The 12,890-nt window shown below is 66.6% G+C and carries 12 protein-coding genes and 1 pseudogene; 12 read left to right on the forward strand and 1 reads right to left on the reverse strand.

From position 1 onward, the window contains the following. The first annotated feature begins 66 nt into the window (after window positions 1-66). The 3 genes and pseudogenes from EET03_RS10510 to EET03_RS30770 all read left to right on the forward strand — a co-directional run bounded on the left by EET03_RS10510 (window position 67) and on the right by EET03_RS30770 (window position 1,939). Window positions 67-1,407 (forward strand): replication-associated recombination protein A, encoded by a 1,341-nt coding sequence (locus tag EET03_RS10510; RefSeq protein WP_075544205.1) that lies wholly within the window; start codon window positions 67-69, stop codon window positions 1,405-1,407. Next, window positions 1,404-1,749 (forward strand): annotated as a pseudogene (locus tag EET03_RS10515) (hypothetical protein). The gene EET03_RS10510 and the pseudogene EET03_RS10515 overlap by 4 nt, the downstream one beginning before the upstream one ends. A gap of 46 nt (window positions 1,750-1,795) precedes the next feature. Then, window positions 1,796-1,939, forward strand: coding sequence for a hypothetical protein (locus tag EET03_RS30770; protein ID WP_208649034.1), 144 nt, complete (start codon window positions 1,796-1,798; stop codon window positions 1,937-1,939). A 214-nt stretch (window positions 1,940-2,153) separates the two neighbouring features. Here the strand turns inward: EET03_RS30770 and EET03_RS10520 are convergent, their stop codons facing one another. Next, window positions 2,154-2,777, reverse strand: a complete 624-nt coding sequence (locus EET03_RS10520) for a hypothetical protein (protein ID WP_063470109.1) — start codon at window positions 2,775-2,777, stop codon at window positions 2,154-2,156. Window positions 2,778-2,950: 173 nt separating this feature from the next. Here EET03_RS10520 and EET03_RS10525 point away from each other — a divergent pair, with 173 nt between their 5' ends. From EET03_RS10525 to EET03_RS10565, 9 genes are all read left to right on the forward strand, one after another. Then, window positions 2,951-3,340 (forward strand): secondary thiamine-phosphate synthase enzyme YjbQ, encoded by a 390-nt coding sequence (locus tag EET03_RS10525; RefSeq protein WP_099194371.1) that lies wholly within the window; start codon window positions 2,951-2,953, stop codon window positions 3,338-3,340. Between the two features lie 104 nt (window positions 3,341-3,444). Continuing rightward, entirely contained in the window at window positions 3,445-6,159 is a 2,715-nt protein-coding gene (alaS, locus tag EET03_RS10530) for an alanine--tRNA ligase (protein WP_075544204.1), read from the forward strand. Then, window positions 6,160-6,672 carry a Holliday junction resolvase RuvX gene (gene ruvX / locus EET03_RS10535; RefSeq protein WP_075544203.1) on the forward strand — a complete coding sequence of 171 codons (513 nt, stop codon included), beginning with the start codon at window positions 6,160-6,162 and terminating at the stop codon, window positions 6,670-6,672. It begins immediately after the preceding gene. Then, window positions 6,665-7,912 (forward strand): endolytic transglycosylase MltG, encoded by a 1,248-nt coding sequence (gene mltG / locus EET03_RS10540; protein WP_075544202.1) that lies wholly within the window; start codon window positions 6,665-6,667, stop codon window positions 7,910-7,912. The genes ruvX and mltG overlap by 8 nt, the downstream gene beginning before the upstream one ends. Continuing rightward, on the forward strand, window positions 7,890-8,714 hold the full coding sequence (locus EET03_RS10545; RefSeq protein WP_075544201.1) for a shikimate dehydrogenase: 825 nt from the start codon (window positions 7,890-7,892) through the stop codon (window positions 8,712-8,714). Before mltG ends, EET03_RS10545 begins: the two co-directional genes overlap by 23 nt. Window positions 8,715-8,731: 17 nt before the next feature. After that, complete coding sequence (locus EET03_RS10550; RefSeq protein ID WP_075544218.1) at window positions 8,732-9,172, forward strand: prepilin peptidase; 441 nt, start codon at window positions 8,732-8,734, stop codon at window positions 9,170-9,172. Between the two features lie 92 nt (window positions 9,173-9,264). Then, the gene (gene cas7g / locus EET03_RS10555; protein ID WP_075544200.1) at window positions 9,265-10,521 is read left to right on the forward strand and encodes a type I-G CRISPR-associated RAMP protein Csb1/Cas7g; all 1,257 of its coding nucleotides are present in this window, start codon (window positions 9,265-9,267) and stop codon (window positions 10,519-10,521) included. Continuing rightward, window positions 10,521-12,113, forward strand: a complete 1,593-nt coding sequence (csb2, locus tag EET03_RS10560) for a type I-G CRISPR-associated protein Csb2 (RefSeq protein WP_167470620.1) — start codon at window positions 10,521-10,523, stop codon at window positions 12,111-12,113. The genes cas7g and csb2 overlap by 1 nt, the downstream gene beginning before the upstream one ends. 2 nt (window positions 12,114-12,115) lie before the next feature. Continuing rightward, entirely contained in the window at window positions 12,116-12,769 is a 654-nt protein-coding gene (locus tag EET03_RS10565) for a DEAD/DEAH box helicase family protein (RefSeq protein ID WP_075544198.1), read from the forward strand. Window positions 12,770-12,890: the final 121 nt, after the last annotated feature.

Genomic DNA, 12,890 nt, shown 5'->3' on the forward strand with positions numbered 1-12,890 from the left:
TCGGGTGGCGACTCCGGCGCGTGCGACGCCTCGGCCCCGTCAGGGCTCGCGTGGTATGTCTGAAGCGTGTCCGACGGTCTGTTCGACCTGCCCGGCGCACCGAAGCCGACCGATCATGGCCTCGACGTGTCAGCCGGCGCGCCGCTGGCGGTGCGGATGCGCCCGGCGTCGCTCGATGAAGTGGTCGGGCAGGACCATCTGCTGGCGGCGGGCTCGCCGCTGCGCCGGCTGGTCGAGGGGTCGGGCGTGGCGTCGGTGATCCTCTACGGTCCGCCCGGAAGCGGCAAGACGACGCTGGCAGCGCTGGTCTCACAGGCCACCGGACGCCGGTTTGAAGCCCTGTCGGCGTTGTCGGCCGGGGTGAAAGACGTCCGGGCCGTCATCGACGAGGCACGGCGGGGGCTTCTTGCCGGTGAGCAAACGGTGCTGTTCATCGACGAGGTGCACCGGTTTTCCAAGACCCAGCAGGACGCGCTGCTGTCGGCGGTCGAGAACCGGGTGGTGTTGTTGGTCGCCGCGACTACCGAGAACCCATCCTTTGCGGTGGTGGCGCCGCTGCTGTCGCGGTCGTTGATCCTGCAGCTGAGGCCGCTGACCCCCGACGACATTCGGATGGTGGTGCAGCGCGCGATCGAGGATCCCCGCGGGTTCGGCGGGCGCGTGGTGGTGACGCCCGAGGCCGTCGAGCTGCTGGTGCAATTGGCGGCCGGGGACGCGCGCCGGGCGCTGACCGCGCTGGAGGTGGCTGCTGAAGTTGCCGAGCAGGTCACCGTCGAGGCGATCGAGCAATCCTTGGACCGGGCCGCGGTCCGCTACGACCGCGACGGTGACCAGCACTACGACGTCGTCAGCGCCTTCATCAAATCGGTGCGCGGCTCCGACGTCGACGCCGCACTGCACTATCTGGCCCGCATGCTCGTCGCCGGTGAGGACCCCCGGTTCATCGCGCGGCGGCTGATGATTCTGGCCAGCGAGGACATCGGCATGGCCGACCCGACCGCGCTGCAGACCGCGGTCGCCGCCGCCCAGACCGTGGCGCTGATCGGCATGCCGGAGGCCCAGCTGACGCTGGCCCACGCCACGATTCATCTGGCCACTGCGCCGAAGTCCAACGCGGTCACCACGGCCCTGGCCGCGGCGATGGCCGACATCAAGGCGGGCAAAGCCGGCCTGGTCCCGGCTCAGCTGCGCGACGGGCACTACTCCGGTGCCGCGGCGCTGGGCAATGCGCACGGCTACAAGTACTCTCACGACGACCCGGATGGTGTTGTGGCTCAACAGTATCCGCCGGACGAGCTGGTGGGCGTGAACTACTATCGGCCCACCGGTCGCGGCGGCGAACGTGACATGGCCGGCCGGCTGGACCGGCTGCGGGCGATCATCCGCAAGAAGCGGGGACGGGCATGAAGACCCTTACCGGCGACGAGATGAACCAACTGCTGCCCACCACCAGGCCCTACAGCGTCGTCATCCTCAAGCAGGGACCGAAGTTCGGTGACGAGGCGGCGCCGGCCATCGTCTGGGAGCACGGGCGCCGCAACTTCGGACTGCGCGACGAGGGTGTGCTGGCGGTGGTCCTGCCGGTCACCGACGGCTCCGACGTCTGCGGCATCGGAGTGTTCGCGGCGACGGCTGACGACACCGCGGCGATCATGAACGACGACCCGGGCGTCGCCGCCGGTCGCCGCCGGCGTATTCACCTACGAGGTACACCCTTGCCGAGGCTTTCCGGGTGACGCCCTGCCTTGACGACGGCAGCGCTGCTGTCTCTCTGCAAGCGGGAGTCCCGCGCCGCGTGGCGCTTCGACGGCCCGGTGCCGGCTACTTCGGCATCGAGCAGGCATCGAGCAGGCATCGAGCAGGCATCGAGCAGGCATCGCTAGGCGCCGAGCAGGCATCGAGCAGGCATCGAGCAGGCATCGAGCAGGCACCGAGCTGAGGCATTGAATGTGCATCCGCGGCTTCGAGTGTGCGCCTACGGTTTTCAGAGTGTAGCCATGGCGGCCGACGGGCCCTGAACTCGCCACCAGTGCACGCTCGACGCCACCAGTGCACGCTCGACGCCACCAGTGCACGCTCGACGCGGGCTCCCCGGCGCTGCGCCGCACACACCGCTACGCGGCGCGCTGCGACCGTGTCCGGGTTAAGCCGGGTCAGACCAGCTCAGGTACGCGCAAGTGCGCGATCGCCAGCTCGAACTCGGCCACGTCAAGCACCTCGGCGCCCAATTCGCGGACCCGCCTGCTGCGCAACTCGGTTGCCTGGTCGCGGTTGCGGGCCATTGCGTCCATGGTGTCGAACGTGGTGCATAACACCGCGCGCCGGCAGGCGGGGTGGTCAACCATCAGGCTGGCACTGCAGAACCCGTCCAACCCCTCCATTTCGGGCAACACATGCATCCCGTAAAAGTCCAGCGATCGCTCGATCTGATCCGGCACCACCTTGAGCCAGGTGGCCCGCACGCATGCCCCGGGATGCGAGTGGTGGTCGCGGTGCAGCATCGCGATGTTCCATTCCTCGACCCGCGCGTTGCCGGAGAACATCATCGCGGCCCGATCCCGGACGGGAGCGACCCGCTCGGCGCTGGCGCGCATTGCCTCCAGGGTCTCCCAGGCGCTGGTGGCGATGCATGTACCCGACTGCCGGTCTACCAGCAGCGACAGCCCGACATATCCGTTGATCGCCTGCAGAGCGGGCATCACGACATCGCGAACGTGCGCGATTCCAATGTCGACCGACAAGGGTTGTGCCTGGATGGTGGTAGAGCGTGCGTACACGATCGGCCCCTCCTATGTCGGGGGCGGCGCCCCGGTGGCGCCACCGGTCTCACCGAATACCTTCCTCCTACCGGACAGCCCTGGCAATAAATTCTTGGGCCGCTCCTTCGATCGGCACTTGGATCGCCGGGCCGCGAAATCCGTCCCGGTAGGCTGGGCGGGTGGATACCGATGTGCTCGACGTTGACACCGCGCGTCGCCGCATTGTCGATCTCACCGACGCGGTGCGCGGCTTTTGCGCCTCCCACGGTGACGGGCTGTGCAACGTGTTCGTCCCGCATGCGACGGCCGGGGTCGCGATCATCGAGACCGGCGCCGGCTCCGACCATGACCTGGTTGACACCCTGGAAAGACTGCTGCCGCGCGACGAGCGCTATCGGCATGCGCATGGCTCTCCCGGACACGGCGCCGACCACGTGCTCCCGGCCCTGGTCGCCCCGTCGGTGACGGTGCCGGTCTCGGGCGGCGAGCCGTTGCTGGGCACCTGGCAAAGCGTCGTTCTGGTCGACCTGAACCGGGATAATCCGCGGCGCTCGGTGCGTTTGAGTTTTGTGGAAGGCTAAGCCAGGCTAAGCCGGGCACAAAGCGTTCTTTGGAAAGCCGTCTAATAGACCGGCGAATAGGCTGGTATGGAATCTGACCGAGGAAACTTAGGGAAGCGACCACAGTGCAGACACACGAGATCAGGAAACGGTTCCTCGATCATTTCGTGAAGGCCGGCCACACCGAGGTGCCCAGCGCATCGGTGATCCTCGACGACCCCAACCTGTTGTTCGTCAACGCCGGCATGGTCCAATTCGTGCCCTACTTCCTGGGACAGCGCACACCGCCGTACCCGACGGCCACCAGCATCCAGAAGTGCATCCGCACCCCCGACATCGACGAGGTGGGCATCACCACCCGGCACAACACCTTCTTCCAGATGGCCGGCAATTTCTCCTTCGGCGACTACTTCAAGCGCGGGGCAATCGAACTGGCCTGGTCGCTGCTGACCAACGCTGTTGCCGCTGGCGGATACGGGCTGGACCCGGAAAGGCTTTGGGCCACAGTCTATTTCGACGACGACGAGGCCGCCAGCCTGTGGCGGGAAGTCGCCGGTCTGCCGCCCGAGCGGATCCAGCGCCGCGGCATGGCCGACAACTACTGGTCCATGGGCATTCCCGGGCCGTGCGGGCCGTCGTCGGAGATCTACTACGACCGCGGCCCTGACTACGGCCCCGAAGGCGGGCCGATCGTCAACGAGGACCGTTACCTCGAGGTGTGGAACCTCGTCTTCATGCAGAACGAGCGCGGCGAGGGAACCACCAAAGAGGACTACGAGATCCTGGGTCCGCTGCCCCGCAAGAACATCGACACCGGCATGGGGGTCGAGCGGGTCGCGCTGGTTCTGCAAGACGTGCACAACGTCTACGAGACCGACCTCCTGCGACCGGTCATAGATGCCGTCGCCGCGCGCGCTACCCGTCGGTACGACGCCGGAAATCACGCCGACGACGTGCGATACCGCATCATCGCCGACCACAGCCGCACCGCAGCGATCCTGATCGGCGACGGCGTAAGCCCCGGCAACGACGGCCGCGGCTACGTGTTGCGCCGGCTGCTGCGCCGTGTCATCCGGTCGGCCAAGCTTCTCAACATCGACACCCCGATCGTCGGCGACCTGATGGCCACCGTGCGCGACGCGATGGGTCCGTCGTATCCCGAGCTGGTCAGCGACTTCGACCGGATCAACCGCATCGCCGTCGCCGAGGAGACGGCGTTCAATCGCACGCTGGCGTCGGGTTCCAGGCTGTTCGACGAGGTCGCCGGCACCACCAAAGCCAAGGGCGCCTCGGTGGTTTCCGGTTCGGACGCCTTCACCTTGCACGACACCTACGGGTTCCCGATCGAGCTCACCCTGGAGATGGCGGCCGAATCCGGGCTGACGGTCGACGAGAGCGGCTTCCGCGAGCTGATGGCAGAGCAGCGCCGCCGAGCCAAGGCCGACGCCGCCGCGCGCAAACACGCGCACACCGACCTGACCGCCTATCGGGAACTGGTCGACGCCGGACCCACCGAATTCACCGGATTCGACGAACTCGCCTCGGAAGCGCGAATCCTGGGCATCTTCGTCGACGGCAAGCGGGTTCCGGTGGTGGCCCACGGCTCGGAAGGACAGGCTGTCGACGCGGATCGGGTGGAATTGGTGCTGGACCGCACCCCGCTGTACGCCGAGTCGGGCGGACAGATCGCCGACGAGGGAACCATCAGCGGAACCGGATCGGGCGGCAGCGCCCGAGCGGCGGTCACCGACGTGCAGAAGATCGCCAAAACCCTTTGGGTGCACCGGGTCAACGTCGAGTCCGGAGAATTCGTCGAGGGCGACGCCGTTATCGCCGCGGTGGACTCGGGCTGGCGCAGAGGCGCCACGCAAGGTCACTCGGGGACCCACATGGTGCATGCTGCATTGCGGCAAGTGCTGGGGCCCAACGCCGTTCAGGCCGGCTCGCTGAACCGACCGGGCTATTTGCGGTTCGATTTCAACTGGCAGGGGCCGCTCACCGAAGACCAGCGGACCCAAATCGAAGAGGTGACCAACGAAGCGGTGCAGGCCGATTTCGAAGTGCACACCTTCACCGAGCAGCTCGACAAAGCCAAGGCGATGGGAGCGATGGCGCTCTTCGGCGAAAGCTACCCCGACGAAGTCCGGGTCGTCGAAATCGGTGGGCCGTTCTCGCTGGAGCTGTGCGGGGGCACCCACGTCGAGAGCTCGGCGCAGATCGGGCCGGTGACCATCTTGGGCGAATCGTCGATCGGCTCCGGGGTGCGCCGGGTGGAGGCCTACGTCGGGCTGGACTCCTTCCGTCACCTGGCCAAGGAGCGCGCCCTGATGGCGGGGCTCGCTTCGTCGCTGAAGGTGCCCTCCGACGAAGTCCCCACACGGGTGGCCAACCTGGTGGATCGGCTCAAGGCCGCCGAGAAGGAGCTGGAACGCGTCCGGCTGGCGAATGCGCGGGCAGCCGCGGTCAACGCCGCCGCCGGCGCCGAACGCATCGGTAACGTCCGGGTGGTGGCACAGCGCATGTCGGGCGGCATCACATCGGCCGATTTACGTTCCCTGGTCGGCGATATCCGCGGCCGGCTGGGTAGCGATCCGGCGGTGATCGCGCTGATCGCCGAAGGCGAGAACGACAGCGTGCCCTATGCCGTCGCCGCCAATCCGGCCGCCCAGGACCTGGGGATCCGCGCCAACGAGCTGATCAAACAGCTGGCGGTGGCCGTCGACGGCCGCGGCGGCGGCAAGGCCGACCTGGCGCAGGGTTCCGGAAAGAAACCGGCCGGCATCGACGCCGCGCTCGACGCGGTCCGCTCCGAGATCGCCGCGATAGCGCGGGTCGGTTGAGTGCGCGTCCCACTTCAACGCCAGCCCGACCGGCCCGGCGACTCAGACCCCGGACCGGGACGACGCCTCGGCATTGATGTGGGAAGCGTGCGGATCGGCGTGGCGTGCAGCGACCCCGACGGCATCTTGGCCACTCCCGTGGAAACAGTGCGCCGCGACCGCTCCGGCAAGCACCTGCGCCGGCTGGTTGCGCTGGCCACCGAACTACAGGCCGTCGAGGTGGTGGTCGGGCTGCCGCGCACGCTGGCCGACCGCATCGGCCCCGCGGCCCAGGACGCGATCGACCTGGCCGATGCGCTGGCACAGCGCATTATCCCGACACCGGTGCGGCTTGCCGACGAGCGGCTGACCACCGTCAGCGCGCAGCGATCACTGCGCCAGGCGGGCATCCGGGCCAAAGAACAACGTGCGGTGATCGACCAGGCCGCTGCCGTGGCAATCCTGCAGGCGTGGCTGGATCAACGCCGCAGTACAGCGCCCGGACCGGTAACCGGGAACGTGGCCGATGGCTGAGGACGTCGACCGTCAGCGGGCCGAGCCGGTGGCGGTGGGGCCGCACCGGCACCGGATGAGCAGAGCAGACCGGCGCAAGCGCAGCCACAGCCGCAGAAGACGGCGGCGCATCCTGGGCGGACTGGCCTTCACCCTGCTGGTCGCGGTCGTGGCGACGGCCGTCGTCTTCGGCGGCAAGCTCTGGCACCTGATGCTGGGCGCCGGTAACGACTACACCGGAACCGGCAAGCACGACCTCGTGATTCAGATCGAGGCGGGTGACTCCACCACGGCGGTCGGGGAGACGCTGTACAAGCACGGCGTGGTGAAAACGGTTCGGGCGTTCGTCGACGCCGCGCACGGCAATGAGGCGATTTCGTCGATTCAGCCCGGCTATTACCGGATGCGCACCGAGATCCCGGCAGCCAACGCGGTCGCCCGGCTGGCCGACCCGAAGAGCAGGGTGGGCAGGCTGGTCATCCCGGAAGGACGTCAGCTCGACGACACCACCGACATGAAGACCAACGTGGTGACGCCCGGAATCCTCACGTTGATCTCGCGGGCGACGTGTATGGATCTTGACGGGAACAAGCACTGCGTTGCGGTGGCCGACCTGCGTGCCGCGGCAAGCAAGAACACCCCGGCGATGCTCTCGGTGCCGCCGTGGGCGGTTGAGCCGGTGATCGAGCTCGGCGATGACCATCGCCGCATCGAGGGGCTCATTGCGCCGGGCACCTTCAATGTCGATCCGTCGGCCTCGGCGGGCGCCATCTTGTCGTCGCTGATCAGCGCGGGCGCTGTGGAATACGCCGAGGCGGGTTTGGTGGACACCGCCAGGTCGCTGGGCCTGTCACCCTACGACATCCTGGTGGTGGCGTCGCTGGTGCAGCAGGAATCCAGCGTGCAGGATTTCCCGAAGGTCGCGCAGGTCATCTACAACCGCCTGCACGAACACCGCACGCTGGAGTTTGACTCCACCGTGAATTACTCGCTGGATCGCCGGGAAGTGGCCACCAGCGACGCCGACCGCGCGCTGCGCACTCCGTGGAACACCTACATGGCCGAGGGGCTGCCGGCGACCACGATCTGCTCGCCCGGAGTGGACGCGCTGCACGCGGCCGAACATCCGGCGTCCGGGGACTGGCTGTATTTCGTCACCATCGACTCTCAGGGCACGACGCTGTTCACCCGGGATTATCAGCAGCATCTGGCCAACATCGAGCTGGCTAAACACAACGGTGTCCTCGACAGCACCCGCTAGAAAGGCCAGGAAAGCCGGGGTTCTCGGTTCGCCGATCGCCCACTCCCGGTCTCCCCAACTGCACCTGGCCGCCTATCACGCGCTGGGCCTGGACGACTGGACCTATGAGCGCATCGAGTGCACGGCCGAGCAATTGCCGGCCGTCGTCGGCGGGTTCGGGCCGGAGTGGGTCGGCGTATCGGTGACCATGCCGGGCAAGTTCGCCGCCCTGCGGTTCGCCGACGAGCGAACCGCCCGCGCCGAGCAGGTCGGTTCGGCCAACACGCTGGTCCGGACTCCGCGAGGGTGGCGGGCCGACAATACCGACATCGACGGGGTGACCGGCGCCCTCGGCGCGGCTTCCGGAGCCGCGGTGGTGTTGGGGTCGGGTGGCACCGCGCCGGCCGCGGTCGTCGGGCTGGCCCAACTCGGCGTCACCGGCATCACCGTGGTGGCACGCAATCCCGGGAAGGCGGCCCGTTTGGTCGACCTGGGAACGCAGGCCGGCGTGACTAGCCGGTTCTGCGCCCTGGACGATGCCGGATTGGCCGACCAGGTCGCCGCCGCGCAAGTGCTGGTCAGTACGCTGCCGGCGGACGTGGCGGCGCGCTACGTCCCGGCGTTGGCCGGCGTCCCCGTAATGCTGGACGCGATCTATCACCCGTGGCCCACACCGCTGGCCGCTGCCGTGACGGACGCCGGCGGCCGGGCGATCAGTGGACTGCAGATGCTGCTGCATCAGGCGTTCGCACAAGTGGAGCAATTTACCGGGATGCCCGCTCCCCGTGAGGCGATGACTTGCGCATTGGCGGAGCTGGACTAGCGTGCCCCCAGATGTGGATGGGCACGCTGGCGGGGGCGGTTGCGCTGTGGATGGCAGCGCTGTGCGTCTACGACGTCCGGGAGCGGCGGTTACCTAACGCGTTGACCGTGCCCGGGGCCGCGGTGATCCTGCTCGGCGCGCTGGCTGCGGGCCGGGGCGTGCCGGCGCTGGCCGGCGCGGCCGCGTTGGCCGGGGTGTACCTGCTGGTACATCTGGTGATTCCGGCGGCGATGGGCGCCGGTGACGTCAAGCTGGCGTTCGGCGTGGGCGGGTTAACCGGCTGCTTCGGTGCCGACGTGTGGTTTCTGGCGGCGCTGGCGGCGCCGCTGCTCACGGCGGTGTGCGGCGTGGTTGCCCGGTTTATCGGCGGCGCCGACGGCGCCGCCACCATGCCGCACGGCCCGTCGATGTGTCTGGCCACCGCCGGCGCGGTGGGGCTGGTGCTGCTGCCGGGCTGAGCATGCCCGAGAGCGATCCGTAACAAATGAGCCGACTTGTCGTACACCCCTGGTAAGCAAGTGCGTGAATCGCCCAGAACGAGAGGTGTCCAATGAACCCACTTACCTACGACGAACTTCGCACAGCTGTTGCTGGCGAAGGTGTCGCGCTTCGGTCAATTATCGAGATGCAGCCTGCCGGCGGTCGCGGCGACCGCGTTTATCCTGCCACCTATAGTGCGGACGGCGGGCGTACGAAGTATGCCGTCGAGGGGCCGAGCCGCGACGCGGACGACGAGTACGCGCGTGTATTGCTCGATTCGGTGGCTTCCCAGGCTAACCGGCTCGAGCATGCGTTGGAGAACGCTTGGGATGCAGGGGAACTGGAATTTCCTGTCGCGTTCGTGGACTTCCGGGGCTACGAAAGCGTCCGCGACCTGGACCGCATCTCAGTCCTGCGGGCACCCCACCGGATCGCGGATGCGCTTTTTCGCGACAGTCTCCTCGACGGCACGTTGTTTCGGCTGAGCGACGTCGGGCGGGCAATAACTGATGCTCGACCCGACAATGCCACGTCGATGTTCCGTTACGCGCCAACGTGCCTGCTGTTCGGCGTATGGGATTCGACAGGACCGAAAGGTGGGCTGGGGTCGAAGTTCCAGCGCGCGATCGTCTCCGAGATCGTAGGACACGATGTCAAGCTCGCGGTGAAGGTCGGGAGCCGGATCGACCCCGCTGCCATCGAGCGCGATGCCGCGGAGATTTACAAGGCGGCGGACCCCGCGGAAGTCTGGACGCTGGAACCGAACCAAGCCAAGCAGGAGAAGGGCAGGCCTGTGCTCGTCGGGAAGCCCCCTGATCAGGGGAGGCCTTCCCAGATCAACCATGGAAACCACCGCCCGTTCATCGATGGCCAAGCGGGTGGTGTGCTGATCGACCACGCGACTCAGACCCTTGTGCTCTCGTTGGCCGCTTTGCGGAAGCTGCGTTTCACGCATGATGCTGCCGGGTCTCCGCTCGACGGGCAGCGCCGACGCGAGGCCGAAGTAGCGGCTCGCACCGCTGTCGCGGCACTTGGCGTCGCGGCAGCTGCTTTGCAAGTCGAGAACGATTATGACCTTCGGTCGCGATGCCTGCTGCTGCCTCAGGGCAGACCGACGCTCGAGGTATTAGGGCGGGATGGTTCGACCGTTGGCACCTACTCGCTTGACAGCTCGACCGTTGGTGGTCTCGTCGCTGAGGCTGCTGAGCGGGCGGCCCAGACGAGAATCGGTTGGCATCAGGAGGAGATCCGTCTCGAACCCGCACCGAAGCTCGTAAAACTCATTGAGCTGAGCCGTGAATTGAACGTCGAGCTAGGGGCCGAATGATGGTTGCCGTCACCGTTGAGTTCCTTACGGGACGGTTTGTGGCCACCGCTCCCGAGGATCGCCGGATGCATGAGTGGCCCCCGCATCCGGCCCGGCTTTTTTCGGCGATTGTGGCGGCCTGGGCAGACCTTGAGGAAGCGGGTGAACTTGATCGTGCGGCGATCGAGTGGCTCGAAACGCAACCAGCACCATTGATCGCCGCATCGGAGGCGACCGAGCGGGGCGTGCGTACCCATTTCGTGCCGGTCAATGATGCCAAGGTCGTCGGAGATCCGGAGGGCATATACCGCAAGATCGTGGATGCTAGGTGGAGAATCGCCACCACTGAAGGTGCTCAACGCGACGAGGCTTATCGCGTTCTAGAGAAGGCCCGTCGCCCTATCGAGGAAGACCCAGAGTTGTTACCGTCTGGGCGTAAACGAATGCCGCGGTATTACCCGTCGGTGACTCCGGCCGTGCCACGCGTCCGCTACGTGTGGCCCGACAGCGATCCGTCCGACGCGATTGCCGAAGCGCTAGACCGCATTCTGGCAATGGTGACTCGGCTGGGCCATTCGAGTTCGCTTGTGTCTTGCCGAATCGATCGTCACGCCGATACAGACGCGCTGCAGCTACCGGTGTTGACCCCTGATCCCAAGGGCAGGACTCCGTTGCGTACAACTACTGAGGGACTGATGCGGGAGCTCGAAGCTGGCTTCGAGCGACACCAGGGGTGCGGACCACGCACGATGCCAAGTGGCGTACAGCGGTATCGCCTACTCGATACAACGTCGGCCGATAGCGAGCCACAAGTACCCGACGGCGCCGGCGAATGGTTCGTCTTCGCACAAGTGTCCGGGCGCCGGCTGCAGATCCAGACAGCAGCCAATCTGGCGACCACTGTTCGCGCCGCGCTCATGCGCTATGCATCCGACCCGGTTCCCGAGTTGATTTCCGGCCACGGTGCCGACGGCGCGAGTTCGATTCATCCGCATCTAGCAGTGATGGCGCTGCCGTTTGTCGGACGCGAGCATGCGGACGGCCATCTCCTCGGGTTCGCGGTCCTGCTTCCCAACTCGTCGCCGCTGCTATCCGATAGAGACGAGGTATTACGGGCGATTGGCCGCTGGGAGGGATCGGATCAGAGCGGCCGGTTCCAGGTCCGAATCCTGCTTCGCGGAGGAGAGGAGCTGCGGTTCAAGCGGATTCAGGATTCGCTAGAGACTTGGAGTATACGGCGCGACCGGTGGGCGGGGCCCGCGCAGACATGGGTGTCCGTCACGCCGATCGCGCTCGATCGACACCCCGGGAACCTCGGAAGTAATAACCCGGAAACCGCCATGCGAGCGGCTCAGGGAGCCGAGAAATCGATCCGAACGGCTTGCGAACATGTTGGCATCACGCAGCCGAGCTACGTCGCCGTGACTCGCAGCGTGCTCGTCGCAGGCAGCAGGCCGGCTAGGTTGTTCCCGGCGTTTCGTGGTGGCGGTCCCAGATCGCCCCAACGGTTGCTGGTACACGCGCGCATCGATTTCGACACCGACGTTCAAGGCCCGCTACTCCTGGGAGCTGGCCGCTATCTCGGTCTGGGCCTCATGGCACCGGAAGGCTGATAATGGGCTCGTTCACTGTGCACGACTTCACCGCGTTCGTGCGTGCCGTCTATGGACACGAACCATTCCGGTGGCAGGTGCGCCTCGCGGAACTGGTTCTGACGACCGGTAAATGGCCGCCGTTGTTGGATATTCCAACAGGGGCCGGCAAGACCTTAGCGCTCGATATCGCGCTGTTCTCACTAGCCGCTGATCCTTCTGCTGCGCCGCGGCGAATAGTGTTCGTCGTCGACCGCCGCGTAATCGTCACCCAAGTAGCAGGGCGTGTTCGTCAACTCCTCGAGGCGTTGGGACAATCGCAGGACAGCGACAGCATTGTCGCCGAAGTAAGTCGGCGGCTGCGGACGCTGTTCGGTTCACCCGATACTGACCAGATTCCGTTTGTCTTCGCCGAGCTCAGAGGTGGAATCGCTCTCGACGACAGCTGGGCGTCACGGCCCGACGTTCCAACGGTCCTCGTTTCCACGGTCGATCAGGTGGGCTCGAGGCTGCTATTCCGCGGCTACGGCGTGTCGCGGGGCATGCGACCCATCCATGCGGGTCTGCTTGGCTGCGATGCGCTTTTTCTGCTGGACGAGGTTCACCTTTCACGTCCGTTCGCGCATACCCTCCGTGAGCTTCGCGCCTATCACCGGCCATCCAGTCCACTGTGTTGACGGGCACTCGGTATGGGGTTGATCGCGTCACTCTGGATGAGGATGGGCAGTCGCTTCGTCTGCGGCGGCATGGTGACGACGAGCGGTGTCCTGGCGGGCAGCGGCAACCGCCTGATGTCGG

The sequence above is a fragment of the Mycobacterium innocens genome, assembly GCF_900566055.1.
Taxonomy (GTDB): Bacteria; Actinomycetota; Actinomycetes; order Mycobacteriales; family Mycobacteriaceae; genus Mycobacterium; species Mycobacterium innocens.